The sequence below is a fragment of the Mesorhizobium sp. M1329 genome, from assembly GCF_040318035.1.
Lineage (GTDB): Bacteria > Pseudomonadota > Alphaproteobacteria > Rhizobiales > Rhizobiaceae > Mesorhizobium.
The window spans coordinates 25,593-45,839 of the sequence record NZ_JAMYLN010000030.1; the positions used below are offsets into that span (position 1 = coordinate 25,593).

18 protein-coding genes are annotated in these 20,247 nt (G+C 61.4%); 9 read left to right on the forward strand and 9 right to left on the reverse strand.

All coding sequences use genetic code 11. The annotated features are described in order from the left end of the window. The first annotated feature begins 88 nt into the window (after positions 1–88). The 8 genes from NKH21_RS25295 to NKH21_RS25330 all read left to right on the forward strand — a co-directional run bounded on the left by NKH21_RS25295 (position 89) and on the right by NKH21_RS25330 (position 8,909). Entirely contained in the window at positions 89–676 is a 588-nt protein-coding gene (locus NKH21_RS25295) for an amino acid synthesis family protein (RefSeq protein WP_352664996.1), read from the forward strand. Beyond that, a complete protein-coding gene (locus NKH21_RS25300) occupies positions 669–2,468 on the forward strand; it encodes an alpha/beta fold hydrolase (protein ID WP_352868198.1) in 1,800 nt (599 codons plus the stop codon). The genes NKH21_RS25295 and NKH21_RS25300 overlap by 8 nt, the downstream gene beginning before the upstream one ends. 5 nt (positions 2,469–2,473) lie before the next feature. After that, positions 2,474–3,532 carry an LLM class flavin-dependent oxidoreductase gene (locus NKH21_RS25305; protein ID WP_352665000.1) on the forward strand — a complete coding sequence of 353 codons (1,059 nt, stop codon included), beginning with the start codon at positions 2,474–2,476 and terminating at the stop codon, positions 3,530–3,532. After that, the gene (locus tag NKH21_RS25310) at positions 3,529–5,004 is read left to right on the forward strand and encodes an aldehyde dehydrogenase (RefSeq protein ID WP_352665002.1); all 1,476 of its coding nucleotides are present in this window, start codon (positions 3,529–3,531) and stop codon (positions 5,002–5,004) included. The genes NKH21_RS25305 and NKH21_RS25310 overlap by 4 nt, the downstream gene beginning before the upstream one ends. A gap of 83 nt (positions 5,005–5,087) precedes the next feature. Then, positions 5,088–6,107, forward strand: a complete 1,020-nt coding sequence (locus NKH21_RS25315) for an ABC transporter substrate-binding protein (protein ID WP_352665004.1) — start codon at positions 5,088–5,090, stop codon at positions 6,105–6,107. 66 nt (positions 6,108–6,173) lie between these two features. Continuing rightward, a complete protein-coding gene (locus tag NKH21_RS25320; RefSeq protein WP_502911915.1) occupies positions 6,174–7,034 on the forward strand; it encodes an ABC transporter permease in 861 nt (286 codons plus the stop codon). A gap of 1 nt (position 7,035) precedes the next feature. Continuing rightward, entirely contained in the window at positions 7,036–7,836 is an 801-nt protein-coding gene (locus NKH21_RS25325) for an ABC transporter permease (RefSeq protein WP_352665006.1), read from the forward strand. Further along, the gene (locus tag NKH21_RS25330; protein WP_352665008.1) at positions 7,833–8,909 is read left to right on the forward strand and encodes an ABC transporter ATP-binding protein; all 1,077 of its coding nucleotides are present in this window, start codon (positions 7,833–7,835) and stop codon (positions 8,907–8,909) included. Before NKH21_RS25325 ends, NKH21_RS25330 begins: the two co-directional genes overlap by 4 nt. Positions 8,910–9,500: 591 nt before the next feature. On the opposite strand, the gene NKH21_RS25335 is transcribed toward NKH21_RS25330, so the two are convergent. The 4 genes from NKH21_RS25335 to NKH21_RS25350 form a co-directional block, all read right to left on the reverse strand. After that, positions 9,501–10,538: a phosphatidylglycerol lysyltransferase domain-containing protein gene (locus NKH21_RS25335; RefSeq protein WP_352665010.1), complete on the reverse strand. Its 1,038-nt coding sequence runs from the start codon at positions 10,536–10,538 to the stop codon at positions 9,501–9,503. Positions 10,539–10,811: 273 nt separating this feature from the next. Then, positions 10,812–11,534 (reverse strand): glycosyltransferase, encoded by a 723-nt coding sequence (locus tag NKH21_RS25340; protein WP_352665012.1) that lies wholly within the window; start codon positions 11,532–11,534, stop codon positions 10,812–10,814. Positions 11,535–11,623: 89 nt separating this feature from the next. Beyond that, entirely contained in the window at positions 11,624–12,415 is a 792-nt protein-coding gene (locus NKH21_RS25345) for a glycosyltransferase family 2 protein (protein WP_352665014.1), read from the reverse strand. A gap of 113 nt (positions 12,416–12,528) precedes the next feature. Continuing rightward, complete coding sequence (locus tag NKH21_RS25350; protein ID WP_352665016.1) at positions 12,529–13,692, reverse strand: glycosyltransferase family 4 protein; 1,164 nt, start codon at positions 13,690–13,692, stop codon at positions 12,529–12,531. Between NKH21_RS25350 and NKH21_RS25355 the strand changes: the two genes are divergently transcribed. Further along, positions 13,660–14,874 (forward strand): glycosyltransferase family 2 protein, encoded by a 1,215-nt coding sequence (locus NKH21_RS25355; protein WP_352665018.1) that lies wholly within the window; start codon positions 13,660–13,662, stop codon positions 14,872–14,874. The two genes, NKH21_RS25350 and NKH21_RS25355, sit on opposite strands and share 33 nt — an antisense overlap. Positions 14,875–14,904: 30 nt before the next feature. Here NKH21_RS25355 and NKH21_RS25360 read toward each other — a convergent pair whose 3' ends face one another. From NKH21_RS25360 to NKH21_RS25380, 5 genes are all read right to left on the reverse strand, one after another. Beyond that, a complete protein-coding gene (locus NKH21_RS25360) occupies positions 14,905–15,600 on the reverse strand; it encodes a sulfotransferase family protein (RefSeq protein WP_352665020.1) in 696 nt (231 codons plus the stop codon). A gap of 14 nt (positions 15,601–15,614) precedes the next feature. After that, on the reverse strand, positions 15,615–16,394 hold the full coding sequence (locus NKH21_RS25365) for a sulfotransferase domain-containing protein (RefSeq protein WP_352665022.1): 780 nt from the start codon (positions 16,392–16,394) through the stop codon (positions 15,615–15,617). A 302-nt stretch (positions 16,395–16,696) separates the two neighbouring features. Beyond that, the gene (locus NKH21_RS25370; RefSeq protein ID WP_352665024.1) at positions 16,697–17,875 is read right to left on the reverse strand and encodes a glycosyltransferase family 9 protein; all 1,179 of its coding nucleotides are present in this window, start codon (positions 17,873–17,875) and stop codon (positions 16,697–16,699) included. Next, positions 17,865–19,052, reverse strand: coding sequence for a glycosyltransferase family 9 protein (locus NKH21_RS25375; protein WP_352868206.1), 1,188 nt, complete (start codon positions 19,050–19,052; stop codon positions 17,865–17,867). Before NKH21_RS25375 ends, NKH21_RS25370 begins: the two co-directional genes overlap by 11 nt. A gap of 9 nt (positions 19,053–19,061) precedes the next feature. Continuing rightward, the gene (locus tag NKH21_RS25380) at positions 19,062–20,243 is read right to left on the reverse strand and encodes a glycosyltransferase family 9 protein (RefSeq protein ID WP_352868209.1); all 1,182 of its coding nucleotides are present in this window, start codon (positions 20,241–20,243) and stop codon (positions 19,062–19,064) included. Between the last annotated feature and the right edge of the window lie 4 nt (positions 20,244–20,247).

The window sequence follows — 20,247 nt, forward strand, 5'->3', positions numbered from 1 at the left end:
AAGGCTCCTGGTGCTCCATAGTATGGTATACCATAATATGATGTAAAGATTTCGGCGTTGCACAGCGCCATGGCGACCGAGGACTTTCATGAAACCAGCCATTCGAAAGATCGTCACCTACATCGAGAACACGCTAGTCGAGGGCGGTAAGGAAGCCCCAAAACCGTTGCGTCTGATCGGCGTCGCCGCCGTGCTGACAAACCCTTGGGCGGGCCGCGGTTTCACCGACGACCTGTCGCCGGAGATCCGTGTCATTGCTCCCGTCCTCGGCGAACTGCTGACCCGCGAGATTATCGCCGTTGCCGGTTCCGGCGAGGCAATAGAGGGTTATGGCAAGGCCGCGGTCTGCGGCACGGCGGGCGAGATCGAGCACGCATCGGCGCTGATCCATACGCTGCATTTCGGCAACCATTACCGTCGCGCGGTCGGCGCCAAGACCTATCTCGCCTTCACCAATCTGCGCGGAGGGCCGAACACCCCGATCATGATCCCGCTGATGGACAAGAACGACGAAGGCCGCCGCTCCCACTATCTGACCGTACATTTCCAAATCGGCGACGCGCCCGCGCCCGACGAACTGGTGGTGGCGCTTGGCGCTTCGATTGGCGGCCGCCCGCACCATCGTATCGGCGACCGCTATCAGGACCTCAAGGAGGTCGGAGACCTGCATGGCTGACGTCGCTGCCACCGCATGGGTCCGGGACACGGCTCCGGACGGCACCGGCTTCATCCGCGCCGGCTCCGACGCGCCGGTTCTGCTCATTCACGGTGTCGGCATGAACGCCGCGATCTGGCACGATCAGATCGCGGCGATGAAAGACCATCATGACCTGATCGCCATCGACATGCTCGGCCACGGCGTTTCACCGCTGCCGCCGGAAGAAGCCAGCCTGTCGGATTTCGCCGATCAGGCGGTTCGCCTGCTCGACCATCTTGGCGTGGCGTCGGTGTCGATCGTCGGCCATTCGATGGGCGCGCTGGTCGCACTGGAAATCGCCCTTCGCGCCCCTTTGCGCGTTCGCGCCATCGTGTGCCTCAACGCGGTGTTCCGCCGCCCCGCGGCCTTGACGCAGGCCGTGCGCGAGCGGGCGGCCGCGCTTGGCCCCCGTGGCAATCCTTCCGCCATTGCGGCAACACTTGCCCGCTGGTTCGGCGACCCGCTGCCTGCGAACCTTGTCGACGCGGCCTCTACCGCGCGCGCCGCCCTTGAAAGGGTCGAACCCGAAGGCTACGCGCGCACCTATCGCCTCTTTGCCCGTGCCGATGCCGAGCATGCCGATGCCCTCCCGAGTCTTGCCGCACCGGCCCTGTTTATGACCGGGTCGCAAGACAGCAATTCGACCCCGGCCATGTCGGCGGCGATGGCGAGGCTTGCGCCGCACGGTCAATGCCTCGTGCTCAATGGAGAAAGGCACATGATGGCAATGGCTTCACCTGAAAAAGTGACCAAACACATCATGGAATTTCTCGACACGGCAGGAGACGCTGGCGTGAACCCGGAGACGGATGCAGTCTTTGACAGCGGCGAATTCCGGCGCGCGCTCGGCTCCTTCCTGACCGGTGTCACCATCGTCACAACGATCAGCACGGAAGGCGAACCGCGCGGCTTCACCGCCAACTCGTTCACCTCGGTCTCGCTCGAGCCGCCGCTGGTGCTTGTCTGCATCGCCAAGAGGGCGCTGGGGCACAGTGCTTTTTCGACGTCGAGAGGTTTCGCCATCAACATCCTGTCAGAGGACCAGAAGGCCCATTCCGGCATCTTCGCTTCCAAAGCAGCGGACAAGTTCGCGGCCGTGAGCTGGCAACCGGGCCGGACCGGCAATCCGCTGATCGACGGCTGCGTTGCGGTGTTCGATTGCGGCATGGAGCAGCTGGTCGATGCTGGCGATCACTCGATCCTCATCGGCCGCGTCCGTGACTTCAGTCACAACGGAGCTCAGCCCCTCGGTTATTGCAGAGGCACCTACGTCACGCCTGGCCTCAGCCAGGAGGCCCTGGCGGCGGCGCCCCCCGATACGGAGATCGGCGCCATTCTCGAGAATGAGGGCCGTGTGCTGTTCTTCGCAACGGCCGATGGGTTTCATGAATTGCCAGCCGGACGCGGATTGGGCACGCCGAACGATGCGCGCAGTCTCAAGGGGCGCCTTGCCGCCAAGGCCATAGACGCCCAGCTCGGCTTCCTGTTCGCGGTGTGGGACGATGCCGCCGAACCCTGGCGCACGCATGTTTATTATCGCGGAACGGTCGAGGGACCCTATTCCGACGATCGCCAGATGCGGCTTGTCGACATCGAGAAGATCGCGGATCTGAAGATCGCCGATCCCGCAGTGCGTTCGATGCTTGCCCGCTATGCGCGCGAACGTACGGAAGATGCATTCGGCGTCTATGTCGGCAACGAGGTCGAAGGCGAAGTCCGGCCGCTCGCCAAGCCCTCTCCTTCTCAAATTCGTCTTTCCGGCCGCGGGTGAAACCGATGAAATTTTCGCTTTTCGTCCACATGGAGCGGTCGGATCTGGCAAAGCCGCATTCCGAGCTTGTCGGCGAGTTGGAGGAGCTGGTGCTGCAGGCCGAAAAGGCAGGATTCGAGACTGCCTGGATCGGCGAGCATCACGGGATGGAATTCACCATCTCGCCGAATCCGTTCATCAACATCGCCTGGCTCGCCGCCAAAACCAGGCGCATCCGGCTCGGCACCGGAACCATCGTCGCGCCATTCTGGCACCCGATCAAGCTTGCCGGCGAAGCGGCGATGGCCGACGTCATCACCGGCGGCCGTCTCGACATCGGCATTGCGCGCGGCGCCTACGCTTATGAATACCAGCGACTTTTCCCAGGCCTCGAGGCCTGGGGTGCCGGCCAGCGTATGCGCGAGATGGTGCCAGCGATCCGGGGCCTTTGGGATGGTGACTTCGAACTCGCCGGCGAGTTCTGGTCGTTTCCTGCAACCACCTCGTCGCCCAAGCCGTTGCAAAAGCCTTATCCGCCGATCTGGGTGGCCGCACGCGATCCGAACTCGCACGACTTTGCGGTTTCCAGCAAATGCAACGTCCAGGTTACGCCGCTTGCCTCGGGCGATGACGAAGTGGCCAGCCTGATGGAGCGTTTCAACGCGGCGTGCAATGCCCACCCCGACGTACCAAGGCCGGAGATCATGCTGCTTATGCATACTTTCGTCGCCGAGGACGCCGCGGATGCTGACCGGCTCGCGCAGGATCTGTCGCAGTTCTACTGCCAGTTCGGCGCCTGGTTCCAGAACAAGAAGCCGGTGCACCAGGGCATGATGGAAGCGCTGACCGAAGACGAGATCGGGGCCATGCCGCAATATGCGCCTGACAAGATCAAGCAGAACCTGGTCATTGGCGAAGCCGACGAGGTGATCGCCAGGCTGAAGGCCTACGAAGCGCTCGGCTACGATCAGTATTCGATCTGGATCGACAGCGGCCTTTCCCATCAGCGCAAGAAGAAATCGCTGCAGCTCTTCATCGACAGGGTGATGCCGGCCTTTTCCGAGCCGAAAGCTAGATTGCGATGAGCACCACTCAATTCAGGAACTATATGGACGGCAGCTTCGTCGAAGTGGCGGCGACCTTCGACAGCATCGATCCCTCGACGGGCGCGCCATGGGCGACGATGCCCGCTGCATCATCTGATGATGTCGACCGCGCCGTCGAAGCCGCTCACCGGGCGCTGCGCTCCGCCCCGTGGGCAGCGATGACGGCAACGGCACGCGGCAAGCTTCTGGTGAGGCTCGGCGATCTGGTGGTCGCCAATGCCGACCGGCTGGCTGAACTCGAGACACGCGACACCGGCAAGATCATCCGCGAGACCCGCGCCCAGATCGCCTATGTCGGCGACTACTACCGCTATTATGGCGGGCTGGCCGACAAGCACGAGGGCTCATTCGTCCCCATCGATAAGGCCGACATGGAAGTAACCATCCGGCCCGAACCGATCGGAGTGGTCGCCGCCATTGTGCCGTGGAATTCGCAGCTCTTCCTGTCCGCCGTCAAGCTCGGGCCGGCGCTGGCGGCCGGTTGCACCATCGTTCTGAAAGCATCGGAAGACGGCCCTGCCCCGTTGCTGGCCTTCGCCGAGCTCGTCCATGAGGCGGGATTTCCCGCCGGGACCGTCAACATCCTGACCGGCTTCGGCCACGATTGCGGTCACCGCCTGACCAGTCATCCGCTCGTCGCCCGCGTCGCCTTCACCGGCGGTCCCTCGACCGCTCGGCAGATCGTCAGGAATACGGCGGAAAACCTCGCCTTCACGACGCTCGAGCTCGGCGGCAAAAGCCCGGTCGTGGTGTTTGCCGATGCCGATCTGGACAGCGCCGCCAACGCGGTCGTTGCAGGCATCTTCGCTGCCACCGGCCAGAGCTGCGTCGCCGGCTCACGGCTGCTGGTCCAGCGCTCCGTGAAGGACGAACTCCTCGCCCGGCTCAAGCGCAAGGCCGAGGCGATCAGGATTGGCGATCCGCAGGATCCCGCGACCGAAATGGGACCGCTCGCCACCTCGCGCCAGCGCGAATGGATAGAGAAGATCGTTGCTGAAAGCCTGGCCGCCGGCGGGCGGCTGGTCACCGGCGGCATCCGCCCCACGGGCATGGCGGGCGGCTTCTATTACGCGCCGACGATTATCGACGCGCCTGATCAGACCCTTGCCTGCGTGCGCGAAGAGCTCTTCGGCCCGGTGCTCTCGGTGCTTGCCTTCGACAGCGAAGCTGAAGCGCTTTCGCTCGCCAACGACACGAAGTTCGGCCTGGCGTCCGGCGTGTTCACCACCAATCTGGCAAAAGCCCACCGCATGGCGCGCGGCATCCTTGCCGGCGTGGTCTGGATCAACACCTATCGGGCGGTCTCGCCGCTGGTTCCGTTTGGCGGCTACGGCCAATCCGGGCTCGGCCGCGAGGGCGGCCTCGATGCGATCCGCGACTACACGCGTTCGAAATCGGTGTGGATACGCACCTCCGACGACCCGATTCCCGATCCTTTTGTCATGCGGTAGCCGCCGCTGGCCGGAGATGCGCGATCAAGGCGAAAACGACCGATCGCGAACAGACAACAACGAAAACAACAGAGGAGAACGACATGAAACTGATCATCACCGGCATCCTTGCCGGATTTATTGCAACGACAGTTCTGGCAACGACGGACGCAAAGGCCGAGGACATGGTGTTCACCAGCTGGGGCGGGACGACCCAGGAAGCGCAGACCAAATCCTGGGCCGAGCCGTTCACCGCTGCATCCGGGATCAAGGTCATGCAGGATGGCCCGACCGACTACGGCAAGCTGAAGGCGATGGTCGATAGCGGCAGTGTCAACTGGGACGTCGTCGACGTCGAGATGGATTTCGCCATCAAGGCGGCCAAGGACGGTCTGCTCGAGCCGATCGACTTCAAGACCGTGCCGAAGGCCGACCTCGATCCGCGCTTCACCACCGATCACGCCGTCGGCAGTTTCTACTATTCCTTCGTGCTCGCCTGGAACAAGGGCGCCGTTTCGGGTGAACCGGCCGGCTGGGCCGACATGTTCGATCTGACGAAGTTCCCGGGCAAGCGGACCTTCTACAAATGGTCGGCGCCCGGCGTCATCGAGATCGCGCTGCTGGCCGATGGTGTTCCGGCGGACAAGCTCTATCCGCTGGATCTCGATCGCGCCTTCAAGAAACTCGACACCATCAAGTCGGACATCGTCTGGTGGGGTGGCGGGGCGGAGTCGCAGCAATTGATCGCATCTGGCGAAGCAACGTTCGGCCAGCTGTGGAACGGCCGCGTCTTCGCACTGAACAAGGATGGCGCCGATGTCGGCGTCTCCTGGAACCAGAACCTGACCGCAGCCGACGTTCTGGTGGTACCGAAGGGTGCCAAGAACAAGGATACGGCGATGAAATTCCTCGCCGCGGCGAGCGGCCCCGCTGGCCAGGCCAAATTTGCCGAAGCCAGCGGTTATGCGCCGATCAACACCAAGGCCAGGGCAGAGATGCCGGCCGATGCCGTGAAATCGCTGCCGGATGCTCATGTCGACGGACAGATCAATCTCGACATGAACTACTGGGCCGCCAATCGCGACACCATCGCTGCGCGCTGGTATGCCTGGCAGGCGAAATAAGCCCGCCCTTGAACCGCAATGGACGAGACGGTTCGTACCGTCTCGTCCCGTAGCCGGGTCGCTGTCATGTCGGTCGAAACACGCCGGAACTTTGGAACGGTGCGGGTGCCGGCAGGTCTCAATGGCCTGCTGCCGGCCCTGATTCTGATTATGCTGTTCTTCGTCGTCCCCGTGCTGGCGCTGCTTTTGCGCAGTGTCACGGAGCCCGAGCCAGGCTTGCAGAACTATGCTGCCCTGCTTGGTGACGGCACCTATGCGCGGGTGTTCTTCAACACATTCCTGGTCGCGGCGTTGGTCACCATCGTCACGGTCCTTGTCGCCTTTCCGGTCGCCTGGATGCTGGCGATCATGCCTTCGGGACTGGCCTCGATCATCTTCGGCATCATCATCCTGTCGATGTGGACGAACCTGCTCACCCGCACCTATGCCTGGATGGTGCTCCTGCAGCGTACCGGCGTCATCAACCGGACGCTGATGACCATCGGCGCCATCGACCAGCCGCTGCCGCTCATCAACAATCTCACCGGCGTCACCATCGGCATGGTCTATATCATGCTGCCCTTCATGATCCTGCCGCTGGTCGGCACGTTACGGGCGATCGATCCGATGACGCTGCGTGCGGCGTCGCTGTGCGGCGCAAGCCCTTTCCAAGCGTTCCGCCGCATCCTCCTGCCGCTGTCGCTGCCCGGTGTCGCCGCGGGTGGCCTGATGGTCTTCGTCATGTCGCTTGGCTACTTCGTCACGCCGGCACTGCTCGGCGGCACGTCGAACATGATGCTTGCCGAAATGATCGCGCAGATGGTCCAGTCGCTGCTTAACTGGGGGCTCGGCAGCGCCGCAGCCTTCATCCTGCTTGTCGTCACCATGGCTCTATACGCGCTGCAGGTGCGCCTTGTCGGTGCCGGGCGCATTAGCGGAGGCATCTGAGATGCTGCTCGACTATGACCGCATGGGTGGACTGCGGCTTGCCCTGCTCGGCTTCACCGCGCTGGTCGCCGGCTTTCTTCTGCTGCCAGTGGTCTTCATTGTCCTGCTCTCCTTTGGCTCGTCGCGCTGGCTGGCTTTTCCGCCGCCCGGCTGGACGCTCAAATGGTACCAGGAGCTTTTTGCCGATCCGGCCTGGCTCGACGCCGCGCTGACCAGCGCTCGGATCGCCACCATGACGGCGATCCTGGCAGTAGCGATCGGCCTGCTCGCCTCCTTTGCCCTGGTTCGCGAAAGGTTTGCCGGACGTGAGATCCTGCGCGGCCTGCTGCTGACGCCGATGGTGCTGCCCGTCGTTGTCTTCGCCATCGCAATCTACGCCTTCTTCCTTCGCCTCGGCCTCGGCGGTACCACCACCGGCTTCGTCATCGCCCACACCGTGTTGGCGCTGCCCTTCGCCATCATACCGATCGCCGCGGCGCTCGAAGGGTTCGACAAGTCGATCGAGGACGCGGCAATCGTCTGCGGGGCAAGCCCGCTCGAGGCCAGGCTCAGGATCACCTTGCCGTCGATCCGGATCGGCATCTTCTCCGCCGCGATCTTTTCCTTCCTCGCGTCGTGGGACGAAGTCGTGGTTGCGATCTTTATGGCCAGCCCCAGCTTGCAAACCTTGCCCGTCAAGATCTGGAGCAGTCTGCGGTCGGACCTCAGTCCGGTGATCGCAGCCGCCTCAAGCCTGCTTGTCGGGCTGACGCTTGCCCTGATGGTGGTGACGGCGCTGCTGCAACGAAAGTTCCGGACATGACCCACCCTTTCCTCTCCATCCGCAATCTGCGCAAGGCGTTCGGGGCGATTGTCGCCGTGCACGATGTCACGCTGGACATACCCAAGGGTGAGTTCCTGACCTTTCTTGGGCCCTCCGGCTCGGGAAAATCGACGACGCTCTACGCGATCGCCGGCTTTCAGGACCCGACTTCCGGCGATGTCTTGCTGGAAGGAAGATCACTGCTTGCAGTGCCCTCGCACAAGCGCAACATCGGCATGGTCTTCCAGCGCTACACCCTGTTTCCGCATCTGACGGTGGCCGAAAACGTCGCTTTTCCGCTGCGGGTTCGCCGCCGGCCGGACGCCGAGGTGAAGAAAAAGGTCGCCGACATGCTGGGCCTGGTGCGGCTCGAAAGCTTCGCCGGGCGCTTACCCGGCGCGCTGTCGGGCGGCCAGCAGCAGCGCGTCGCGCTGGCCCGGGCGCTGGCCTACGATCCGCCGATCCTTTTGATGGACGAGCCATTGTCGGCGCTCGACAAGAAGCTGCGCGAGGAAATCCAGGGCGAAATCCGCCGCATTCATCGCCAGACCGGCGTCACCATCCTCTATGTCACCCACGATCAGGAAGAGGCGCTGCATCTGTCGGACCGGATCGCCCTGTTCAAGGATGGCCGCATTGAGCAGACCGGCACCGGCGAGGATCTCTATCTCAGGCCAGCGACCGACTTCGTCGCCGGCTTCATCGGCAATTCAAATTTCCTCGCCGCCGAACATCTCGACACCACCAACGGCACGACAACGATCCGCATGACAGACGGTTCGGTCATATCCGGAGTGAGGTCCAACGGCACGTTCGGCAAAGGCCAGAAGAGCAGGCTGATGATCCGGCCCGAAGCCTTTAGCATGGAGCGGAGCCCGGCGAGCGCTGAACTGAATGTCGAGATCGTCGATATCGCATTTTACGGCGAGCGCCGGCGGATTGTCGCGCGCACCGCCGCTGGACAGGAGGTTGACATCAGGCCGACCTCCGCCGCCATGCAATCGCAGGGTGTGTCGCCCTGCAGCCGGCAGGTCTTTTTCGATCCGGCGGCGGCGTTCCTGTTTCAGGCTTGACTAAGCCGCGGTGGATCGCCGCCATCCAACGCTTCGCAGCGATGGAGGCGTGCGTAGGATAAGTTGTGGTTCGGTCCATCATCAACTGCGGTCGGCAAGCGCGTAACGTGGTCGACGCTACCGGCGGCTGATTGGATGGCGGGGGCAGCTCCTCTGTCCATTGACAGTCGTGATGCTCGGTTGGAAGATGAAGAAGGTCAGTGGCGATAGCCATACGGGAAGGCAATGGTCCAACCGCCAGATACCGGACACCATCCTGGCAGCGTCGTCGCGGTCATCGTCATTTGTTTGGTCATCGTTGCTTTGTTCTTCATAGGCTTCAGATACTCAAGGCCGGGTCAGGGTACTCTCGTTATTCCTGGCGGTGCGCAGCAGCAATAGTGAATCCGCTCGCTGGCGCGCTGATGCGGAGCCGGTGTCGGGCTGCCAAAGTGCTCCGGCGGACTGGGGGACGCCGCAGGGTGCTCCGGCGTTCGCAGCCGGTCTTTTAGTATCCCGCCGCGGCATTCCTTTCCCACCTAAACGACCAAGCCTGGCCGCTGTGAGGTCGACCATACTGGGAGACGACGAGCCCTCATCCTCCACCAAGCACTAGACGGCCCTGATCAGCCGGAGCAGAGAAAGCGCTTCGAAAAAGCTCCCCTTGCGAAAGGCGAGATAGGTCGGCTCTTCGACACCATGGAACCGGCGCTTGAAGGCCGCTTGCCCCTGCAGGTTGAAGCGGGTGCGATTGACCCAGGGCGAGTCATAGGCACGCTGGAAGGCGTGCCGCCAGAAATCGCTTTCGGCAAAACCGCTAGGTCCGATTTCGACAAGCGGCGACAGGCCCAGGGTGACGACGGAAACACCTTCGTTGCGAAAGCGGTCGACCGCGAACTTGGTCAGGCCGATCTCGGCATGCGCCGAGGCATCGATGTGCTTGCGCTTGAACGAGGTGGTGTAGCCGATGATCTTACCGTCGCTGAACAGCGGATCGAAATCCAGCAAGGCCACGAGTTCCCCATCCGGACCGTGCAGGACGAAACGGCGCATATCGACGCCAAGGTGATCGGCAAAGGGCCTGTTGAGAAATCTCATCTCCCAGCGCTTGACGATGCGGTCGGCCCGCCAATTCTGGGAGAGCCTGGCAATCTCGTCGAGGAAGATAGTCCCGTTGTCCTCTGCGAAAGAAAACCCCTTCCTCAAGAGCCAGCGTTCGGAATAGCGCACTGTCTCGTTGCGCTTTCCGGAAAAGTCGTGTCCAGGCAGGACAAGCCTGGTGTCGACGCCGAGGCGGTTGACCTGATAGCCAAGCCCGGCAAGCACGCGCGCCGTCTGTTCGCCGATCTGCACGAACCACGGGCTGCCGGCAACCTCGATGAAACGTTTGATGTAGTCGCGCCGATCGGCCGGGGCAGCCACTGGATCACCGAGCGCGAAATGATGTCGCGTTTTGCTGCCGTAAGCGATGTAGCCCCGGGCATCGCCGAAGTAGTGAAGCCCCTTCTGCACAGCGGTCGAATAGGCAAGGGAAAAATCACCATGGCGACGGACCAGCGCCAGGCGCTCGACATGGTTCAGCTGCAGCCGCGGTACTTTGGGCCCGCGGTTCTCCAGGAAACGATCGAGGCGTCTTCGCAGTGACGGCATGGTCGACTTTCGCGTGCCGGCTAGGCCGATGAAAGAGCTGACGGACCCCAAACCAATCATATTGCCGCGAGCTGATCCTTACCTGGGTGCGGCATGCTTACCCTGCCGAAACTGCCAGATTCCTAGGCGAAATCAGCCCCCATCCCGCCCCACGGCCGCACCATGCATTGTTGTCGACGCCCAGCGCCTGACGGCTGGTTGCTGCGCCCTTGGCGACACGAAAATCAATGCCACTTTCGCAAGCGCCCAGGTCACCCGCCAAACACGATGTTCTTATCGAACTGCGCTCTGAGAAGATGCCGCTTGATCGGAAGCCAGGAACTCGTCGCGTTCTGCTATCCACAAGTCGGCGTAGTCGACATTCTGCCACTCGGCAAACCACGGGCCGCCGCTCGTATAGTGGACCGCCTTGGGTGTGCCGACCGCAGGCTTTTCATTCCAGCCTTCGAGCCAATTCCACTCTACCGGCAATGAGCCCAAATCTTTGTCGGCAACCCACTGCATTCGGTGAAGATAGGCGCCACTTTCCTGATTCACGACGTCTGGCGTGAGCGATCTGACTGAAGGATGCGCGCAATTGAACAGCATCAGCGACGACCAGTTTTTCCGAGGATAGGACGTCTGGACCACGCCATCCATCTTGGTTGTGGCCTTCGGCGTATAGTCATGCTGGACGCAATAGACCGCCTTGTCCGAGTCCGTATATTTCAGCAGGCCTGCGACGTCACCAAGCCACAGGAAATCGCAATCGCAAAACAGGGCCCAACCCGTGTAGTCGGCGAGAAAGGGCGTGAGGAAGCGCGTGTAGGTGAACTCCGTTGAGGCGAGCGGATCTTTTTCCCGCCAATACAGCCCGCGGGCACGCATCTCGTCCTGTTTGATCGGAATGACGGAGACAGGCGCCGACGCATGTTTGAGCAGCGAGTGTCGCGCGACGTCGTACGCGATCGGCTCGCGGCTGTCCCATCCGATAAATACCCTAAACGCATCAGTCATATTCACTACCCTGGCTTTCGATTTTAACGGTCGTACACTAACTAGTTGGCGATGGCTCGGCAACAATTGCGGTCAACCAAGCCGGTTTGTCACAGATTTGTCCTGGCCTCAGCCTTGCTTTTTTGGTGGCCCTGGCCTCGCATTCCCACTGCGACACGCGCCCATTTCTGATAGGTGTAGCTGGCCGAATACGCGGCCACCATTGCACCAATGGAACCGTCCAGAAATCCCAGCCGGAAAACATAGCTGCGCACATAGGCCCAGACGGAGCGTAAGACCGCCTTGCCTATCGAGCTTTTTTTGCCCTCGGCAAGCAGTTGCGCGGCGGACGCTTCTGCGTACCGGCCGATCTTGTCGTGGGCATCTGCCAAGTCGGTGATGGAATCGTGCTCGATCGGCTGGGATAATCGGCTGACCTTCCCGTTCACCAATACCTTCTCGTGCACGGTGTCGTCGCTGAAGCGCCCGGAGCGGCGACGGAAGAGCCTGAGCACCAGATCGGGCGACCAGCCGCTATGGCGGACAATGTGACCGCAAAAGCGCGATCTTCTCGGTATTTCGAAGCCGTCATAGGCTTTTGCGTCGGCGATTGCGGCCCTTATTTCCGCGCCGAGCGGCGCCTCCACCCACTCATCTGCATCCAGCGAGAGGATCCAATCCCCCGTTGCCGCGGCCAGCGCACGGTTTTTTTGCGCGCCGAAACCGGGCCAATCAACGGTCATCAGAACCTTGGCCCCCAGAGCACCGGCAATCTCCCTGGTTCTGTCGCTGCTGTTGTTGTCGAGAACGACGATCTCATCGGCAAAATGGACCGACCGAAGGCATTGCGCGATGGACGCCTCCTCGTTGCGGGTGATGATAATGACCGAGAGCGCCGGCACGGTCAGAATGTTCCGGCATCAAAGCTGCCACTGTCATTCGAATGCATCTGCAGCATCGGCTCCCGGCCTGTTGGCACACTGACGGTACTAACCCAATTCAACAAAGTCGAAAATCATTTCAGATCAAGGCTTTCATACAGCGCCATCATTCGCTTGATCATGACATTGAAATCATAGTGTTCGGCCGCCGCCCTCACCCGGGCTGCGGTTTCAGGTCGTGACGACAACTGCAGCGCGTGCGCGAGCGCTGCTGCGAGGTCGCTTTCGCTGGCCGCGTCGCAAACGAGCGTCGGCTCGAACCGCTCGACAAGCTCGCGCGCTCCGCAGCCGGTGCTTACCACAGCGGGCAAGCCGCTGGCCATGGCTTCGATGACCACTGTGCCGAAAGGATCATAGATGGAAGGCAGCACTGCAATATCGGCCGCGCCGTACCACGGCAGCATGTCTTTCTGCGGCCCCAGCATCTTGAGCCGTGCGCCGAGACCGAGCCTGTCACCGGCCTGCCTGAAGGCGTTGGCGCGCGAATCATGGCCGATGACCCACAATTCAGGCTCGTCATCGAGCCTGGCGACCGCCTTCATCAGTGCGAGCAGCCCCTTTCGCGCAAAGCCCGAGCCGACAAACAGGACGACCGGCCTGTTTGCGTCGACGTCAAGGCGCGCGCGGATTGTCGCCCGATGCAATTGGCGCAGCTGCGGTTTGAAGCGGTCGAGATCCACCCCGTTGGGAATATGGTGCACATTTTCCGCCGGATAATCGTAGTGACGGACAATGTCCTCTGCCACCATTTTCGAAATGGCAATGACAGCTTTGAGCCGCGAACTGGCATAGGTTGCGCGCTCGAGGCGCAGCGTCTGGCGGTGAAAGGGGCTCAGCGCCATTGCCGCCCTGCCAAGCCGCGTCTCGAAACGCCGCCGCTCGGCAAGATAGGCGGCATGAACGCCCTCCCCGGCCCGGAAGACATCGCAGCACGGCAGGCGATCGTTGCTCTGCACCAGAGCCGGCGGCATCTCGGCGATCTTGCGGCAGGCGGCTTGAGCAAAGGACGTCGCCCGCAGCGAACGCGGAAACCGGCGGCCGGCACAATGGATGAATTCTATGCCGTCGTTTCGCGGCCATTCGCCGGAGAGCACGGCCACCGGCCGCTGACGCGCGGCAAATGCGGCCATGATGTTTTCCAGCATGATCTCGCCGCCACCAAAAGGCGCATAACGCTGGCGCACGAACAGGATCGGCCTGTCGAATTGAATTTCGGTGCCACGAATGCCGGCGTACATGGGGTCTGGGCTCCGGCCTGTTGCCATCCGACGATGTCTATAGAGGCCAGCGCGCATCGGCAACACTTGGAAAGCTCACCCGCCGGAACTCCGCAACTGCTTGCGATTTGCCTAACGGTGCTGCATGTAGAAATTAACTGCAAACAGCGGATCAGCGCCAGCTCCAGCCGGGCGGTGACCGCCATGAGGGGAATCGACGGCTTGAGCAAAGCAACCTGGCCTGCCATTGTCCGCCGGACGATTACCGACACCGCCATATATCGGCTGAGACACACCTTCGGAAGACGGGCAGAAGTGTCATCGCTGCGGCCGATAACGCCCCTTAAAGCGAATGACTTGCCTTTGATCCTCGTCATCCGCAACGAGGCGGACAGGCTACGCCCGTTCCTGAAGCACTATCGCGAACTCGGCGTCACCAGATTCGCCGTCCTCGATGATCGCTCGACCGACGGCACAGCTGAGCTTCTGGCCGAGCAGCCAGACGTCGATCTGTTCAGCTCGCCGATCACCTATTCGCAGTCGGACCTGGGAAACCTTTGGCGGCAGCGTATTGTGCAGATTTATGGTCAGCCTCGCTGGTATCTGACCGTGGATGCGGACGAATATCTTGTCTATGACGGCATGGATCAGCATCCGCTCGGTGCGATGGCCGACTGGCTCAAGCGGCGCGGAATGACACGCCTGCTGGCGCCGATGATCGACATGTATCCGAGCGGAAACATCTGGGACGTACCCTTCGATCCCATCGTGCCGCCATGGCAAGTTGCGGACCATTTCGACGGCAGCGGCTACGAGGTGACGAGGAGCCCCCGGCATCTCAAGATCACAGGCGGCCCGAGAACCCGGCTTTTCGCCAGGCAGCACAAGTTGACCAAGTTCCCTCTGATATATGTTGATCGCCAGACGATTTTTACGTCGATTCACTCACCGCTGCCCTACTGGCGAAACTATATAAAGGGATTGGCCGGCCTGCTTCATTTCAAGTTCTTCGCCGATTTCAACGATAAGGCGCAGGTCGCGGTGGCGGAAGGTCAGTATTGGAACGGCGCTTCCAAATATCGCCAGTATCATGAGGTATCGAGCGGTAAAGCCGCTCTCAGCGCGATGAGCGAACAGTCAATGCTGTACGAAGGAGCTCACAGCCTGTTCAAAACGGGTTTGATCGACAAGATTGATTGGTAGACGGCATTTCCAGCAGATGCCGAACCGGCATCATGCATAACCGAATGCTTTCATAAGCTGGGCACCTCGTCCTTGTACCAGGTCCTGTAACTCGGCGTTTCCAAGTTCGGAGCGCCATCTCCCGCTTCCGTCGTAGATCGGCTGATTGACCTGCTGGTTCCGGAGCACCTCATGTTGCGTCTCGACGCTGGCGTCGGTCGGCTTGAACCATTGCTGCGGGTTCTTGTGGTAGTCGAGGAGATCCGGGCTGAAGCTTACATCGAGAAAGCCGCATATCTGCTCGACGACTTTGGCCGGATTCTCGACCAGGTCCTCATAGCGATAGATCAGCACATCCGGCTTTCCCTGTTCCGCAAGCACCAGCGCATTGTCGTTGATCCAGCGGTCGAGAGCCTCCTTTGGGTCGCCAAGTCGTTTGATCAGGGACGCTACCACGTCGCGCCCATCTCGCACCGGCATGACGAAACGCGCGCCGGGCACGAGCCGGCGAATGCGGGCGACACGGCGGATATGCCGCGGTGTCTTTTCAAGCAGCACGTTCTTTCCAGCATCGAGCGCCGCCCGCTTCAGTTTCCAGAAGCGGAACATGGCCAGTGGCGTCCACTTGAAGAAAATGTTGGTTTCCTGGAGCGGCAAGTAGACGTCGGGATGCGACGCAAGGATCGTCGCCATCAACGTCGTCCCGCTATGGCCGCAGCCGCAAATGAATCCGGTCCGCATCACCATGTCGGCAATGCTCCCTAACCCAAGGCGATCCGGGCGCCGTTATCGACGCGAGAGTAGCACAAGCCGTTCGTGCTAAAGACCTTGTCCAGCTTCTCCCAATATTCGAACTTAGCCAACTGCTCGTCACAATAGGCCACGTCGTCGTCGGAAAGATATTCGCCGTAACCGCCTATCTTGCCCTTGCGCACCTTGAAGCTTTCGGGATCATTCGCATCGCGCGGCTGTAATATCTTGCCGTATCGATCGGACAGATCACCGGTCGATTCACTCACTTTCATCTTGTCGAACGTTCGGTTGTTCGCCACCTCGACAAGCGTCCGATCGTCAGCCTGCTGGTTCAGGAATCCAAGGATCGCGCGAAGGACACCAGCCGTATCCCGATGCATATCTTCATATTGAAGATACCGGATTTCGCGCATCCGGGGCATGGCCGCGAACCATTGCAGATTAAATCTGATGATCTTTTCAATCCCATGATTGTCGCTTCTGATAAAATCGCTGAACGATCCCGCTGGAAGCATGTGGCGCTTCTGAACCTGAAAGTACCCTGAGACCACCGTATCTCTTGGGTCGCGAACAAGCATTATTGTTCTTCTTTTCTTGTATCGAGATTTATTCTCCTTGAGGCTCGATTTCGGTCGAAGTAACTTGTGGTCGGTTCCGTCGTGAATGTATTGAACTTCAACGCCGAGATCGTCCAGCATGACACGCAGCCAGGTGCGCCCTGATTTTGGAAAGGATACGATAAGAGGAAGAGGCGGCGCTTTGGCCTGGAAAAATTTTAGAAAGGACATGGGAGAGACCTCCTTTAGATTATCAGAGCTGGCGCCCGAACCGCTGCCGGCCAGACGAACCCAATTACTGGGCGCCTAAGCCTACGGCTGATTCGAACACAAGGCAGAAATGCCAGCAAGAATTGCGATCCTCTGCGGGGCGAATTGGGCCTTTACTATATCCCGGTTCGGAATGCCTTATGTTTTTTGGCCTGTTGCGACGACTGTTCGACACGGGCGCTCCATTCCGCGGTCCGTCGGCCGAACCCCTTAATGCGCATCGCGTCGAAGCCTATTCAGTGACGCGCTTTGGACGACACGCATTAGCCACTCACTTTTGTGACCCATGGCGCCAGAATGGACTCGGCCTCGTCCATCACCACGGACCAGGGGCGTTCCCGTTTCGAGACCAGCACGGCCGATGGATAGTAGGGCGTGCGGTCGCCCTCGACCGGCCAGGAGCGCTTGAAGCCGTCGCCCAGAATGAAAACCGAGGGGATGCCGAGCGCACCAGCCAGATGCGCTCCGGTATTGCTGATGGTCACCACGGCGTCCATCGCGGCAACCTGCGCGGCGAAAAGGTCCATGTCGACGAGCTGATCGACCGATCTGTCATGAAGAATGCGCTCCGGCTCACCGTCGGTCAGGATCTTCAGATCGGTCTCGATCTGGCCGTACTGCAGCGAGACGAACCGGAGGTCCGGGCGGCCGATCAGGTTTCGCCAGGCGGCAAGCGGCGGCAGGTCTTTGCCGGGATTGGAGCTGCCCCATGCGATACCGACCAACGGCCGTCCTTCCTTCCGGTAGCGGGCGCGAAGTTCAGCGACCCGGGCCGGATCCGGCTTCAGGGGCACGAAATGCTCGCGGATCGTCGCCTCGTCGGTTTCGAAAACGGCAGTCAGATGCTGGACGCCGGCGAACGCCTGCGCCTCGGCATAGGCGGCCTTGCCGCCAGCGCCGACCGGCCGCACATCGGCGGTCGGAAAAGTGCGCTGGAAGAGCGGTACCAGGCGGCGCTCGACCAGGACGATCGAGCGGGCGGTGCGCCCCAGGGCACAGCCGACGGAACTCGCATGATGGATCGCGGTGGCCAGCCCCTGCTTTTCGGTTTCCATCAGATCGATCAGCAGTGTCTGGCCAGAAATATCCTGGCCCAGCCACTCGCCATCGACGCGGCCGTTGACGATGTGGCGTCGTGCGATCCTGAGTTCGGCGGCTGCGCCATAGGCGCCCATCCGCATCAGCGCCTTGCTGAGCTCGTCGATCAGGTGGACTTCGCCCCTCGACTTCGCAATGGATCCAAGAGCCAGGGCTTTCGGCAGTGCCGCCGGCCAATCGCGGGACTCGACGCTTCGCCGATAATCCGCCATCTGATCGGCAATGTCGCCGTCGCGCCAGCGCAGGAAGAGCTGCCGGCGGTGACGTCGGAACCAGACCTTGTACTTGTAGCCTGCAAGCGCGACAGCGCGGCGCAACCGGCCGAGAAGTAGGCTACCTTCCATCGCCAGCTCCGCTGATGATTTGCATGACCCGTCCGCTTGCTTCCTGTACTGCCGACGCCCAGGCTCGGCCGCCTTTTCGGACCAGTCGAACGCTCGGATATGCAGCGACGGTCTCGCCGAAGGCAGGCCAGGACAGTCGAAACCCGTCGTCGAGCATGACAATCGTCGGCACGCCGAGCGCTCCGGCCAGGTTGGCGCCGGTATTGCTGATCGTCACCACCGCGTCGAGCGCCGCGATTTGGGCGGCAAAGCGGTCCATGTCCGTCAACTGGTCGACGGAAGCGTCATGGATGATGCGCCCCGGCGCGTGGCGCTCGAACTCGGAGAGGGCCGGCCCGACATCGCCATATTGCAGACCGACGAGGCGCCCCGGCAGGCTGGCGAACAGCGTCTGCCAATCGTCGAGAGCCGGCAGATCCTTGCTCTTGTTGAGGCTTCCCCAGGCAAATCCGATCAGGGGACCTGGGCCGCCATCGAGATAGGTGCCGCGCAGTTCGGCAACCAGTCGGCGGTCCGGCTCCAGCGGAACGAAGGGCGCGCGTGCCGCCGGGTCGTCCGGCCAGAAATGCTTTGCCAGTGTCTCGAAACCGGCAACGACATCGGCGTCCACCGCCGCCATGTCCTCTGCCCCTTCAATCCTGACATCGAGCGCAGGATATGTTCTGCGATAAAGCGGCACCAGTCGCGGCTCGACGAAGACGATGCATCGACCGGCAGCCGCGGCCACTGGACCAAGCAAAGACGCAAACTGGAAAAAGATCGCCAGGTCGCCTTCGCGACGATCGACGAGAAGCGTGCGACCCGCAAGATCACTGCCATCCCAATCGGGCCTGCCGCGCAGCTGCTTGCTCGCCGCCATCAACTGCCAGACGCGATTTCCTCCGTCGAGACGCCTCAGTCCACGCCCCGCTTTCTTGATCAGGCCGAGATCGCCAAGCTGCTCACCAAGCACGCCAAGCGCCAGTGCATGGTCGCGAGCAGTTTGCCAGTCACCACGCTGCACACTTTCCTCCATCAGCCTCATGTGCCTTTCGGCACTTTCGTCGCCGTGGCGCGAGGGACGTCTAAGAAGTTCCTTTGCCCGCTCGAGAACCTTCTGCAGCCGCTTGCCGACGGCGCCCTGCGGGCGCAGATCGGCGGTTTTTGCCTTCTGAAGGATGGTTCGTCTGTTCTGCACGGCGATGTTCTATCGTCCCCGGGGAGTGTCGGAAAGCGTCGTCAGGATCAACGAGAGCCGCCGGCCGGCCTCGTCGAGCACCAGCGACCAAGGGCGCCCCTCCTTGCGAATGACAATGCCCTTCGGATACCAGGGTGTCCGGTCGCCGGTCACTGGCCATGCCGTCTGAAAATTATCGTCGATGAGGAAAACAGTCGGCACGCCAAGGGCTCCGGCAAGATGGGCCGCCGTATTGCTGATGGTCACGACAGCATCGAGTGCGGCGACCTGTGCGGCGAAACGGTCCATGTCGACCATCTGGTCGACGCTATCGTCAAAGATAAGACGTCCGTCGTTGCCCTTGCGAAGGCGCCGCAACGCCGGCTTGATCTGTCCGTACTGGAGCGAAACGAATGTCGCTTGTGTCTGGGCGATGAACCGTGCCCATTCAGGAAAATCAGGCACGTCCTTGGTGTGGGATTTGCTGCCCCAGGAGAGACCGACCAACGGCAGATCCGTCATCGAGCGATAGCGCTTGCGGAATGTCTCGACGAGTTCAGGATCTGCCCGCAGCGGCACGAAGTCGGCAGCAAGTTTTTCGGCATCGCGTCCGAAAACCCAGGCGAGATCTTCGAAAGTCGCACGTTTGTTGCCGACCACATCCTGCTGCGCCGGGACCACGGTCGCCTTCGGGAACGTTCGTTGCACAATTGATACCAGGCGCGGCTCGACCCGAATTGTTGCGCTTTGCGAATAGGAAGCGGCAGCGCCGGCCAGTCGCGCGTGGCGGATAATCCGGCCAAGGCTGCGCGGGTCATCCTCCACAAGATCGATCAGCAGTGTATCCGATCCGAGATTCTCGCCGGTCCATTCGTTGGCGCTTTTCCCTTTCCGCAGCCGGCGCGCGGAAAGCCGAAGCTCAGCTGCCCGCGCAAAGTTGCCAAGCCGTTCGAACGCCTGGCCCGCCTTCTGCATCAGCTCCGGGTCGCGATTGTGATCGGCCGTGACAGCCATCTCATTGCTACCGGCTTCAAGGCCTTTCCAGTCCCTGCGCACGATCAACGCCTCAACCTTGGCCTGCAGCTCAAGAATGGAACGCGGCTGCCTGGGACCGGAAAACAACCTGCGCACCGCCTTTTTGTACCGGCGCACCTGGAGGCCCAGTCCACCAATCACATACCGGACATAGGAACCGTGATAAAAGCTGGTCATCGGC

What these genes read in the sequence shown, in the direction of transcription:
- NKH21_RS25295 (WP_352664996.1), top strand. Translation starts at nt 89, where the DNA reads ATGAAACCAGCCATTCGAAAGATCGTCACCTACATCGAGAACACGCTA.
- NKH21_RS25300 (WP_352868198.1), top strand. Translation starts at nt 669, where the DNA reads ATGGCTGACGTCGCTGCCACCGCATGGGTCCGGGACACGGCTCCGGAC.
- NKH21_RS25305 (WP_352665000.1), top strand. Translation starts at nt 2,474, where the DNA reads ATGAAATTTTCGCTTTTCGTCCACATGGAGCGGTCGGATCTGGCAAAG.
- NKH21_RS25310 (WP_352665002.1), top strand. Translation starts at nt 3,529, where the DNA reads ATGAGCACCACTCAATTCAGGAACTATATGGACGGCAGCTTCGTCGAA.
- NKH21_RS25315 (WP_352665004.1), top strand. Translation starts at nt 5,088, where the DNA reads ATGAAACTGATCATCACCGGCATCCTTGCCGGATTTATTGCAACGACA.
- NKH21_RS25320 (WP_502911915.1), top strand. Translation starts at nt 6,174, where the DNA reads ATGTCGGTCGAAACACGCCGGAACTTTGGAACGGTGCGGGTGCCGGCA.
- NKH21_RS25325 (WP_352665006.1), top strand. Translation starts at nt 7,036, where the DNA reads ATGCTGCTCGACTATGACCGCATGGGTGGACTGCGGCTTGCCCTGCTC.
- NKH21_RS25330 (WP_352665008.1), top strand. Translation starts at nt 7,833, where the DNA reads ATGACCCACCCTTTCCTCTCCATCCGCAATCTGCGCAAGGCGTTCGGG.
- NKH21_RS25335 (WP_352665010.1), bottom strand. Translation starts at nt 10,538, where the DNA reads ATGCCGTCACTGCGAAGACGCCTCGATCGTTTCCTGGAGAACCGCGGG.
- NKH21_RS25340 (WP_352665012.1), bottom strand. Translation starts at nt 11,534, where the DNA reads ATGACTGATGCGTTTAGGGTATTTATCGGATGGGACAGCCGCGAGCCG.
- NKH21_RS25350 (WP_352665016.1), bottom strand. Translation starts at nt 13,692, where the DNA reads ATGTACGCCGGCATTCGTGGCACCGAAATTCAATTCGACAGGCCGATC.
- NKH21_RS25360 (WP_352665020.1), bottom strand. Translation starts at nt 15,600, where the DNA reads ATGGTGATGCGGACCGGATTCATTTGCGGCTGCGGCCATAGCGGGACG.
- NKH21_RS25365 (WP_352665022.1), bottom strand. Translation starts at nt 16,394, where the DNA reads ATGTCCTTTCTAAAATTTTTCCAGGCCAAAGCGCCGCCTCTTCCTCTT.
- NKH21_RS25370 (WP_352665024.1), bottom strand. Translation starts at nt 17,875, where the DNA reads ATGGAAGGTAGCCTACTTCTCGGCCGGTTGCGCCGCGCTGTCGCGCTT.
- NKH21_RS25380 (WP_352868209.1), bottom strand. Translation starts at nt 20,243, where the DNA reads ATGACCAGCTTTTATCACGGTTCCTATGTCCGGTATGTGATTGGTGGA.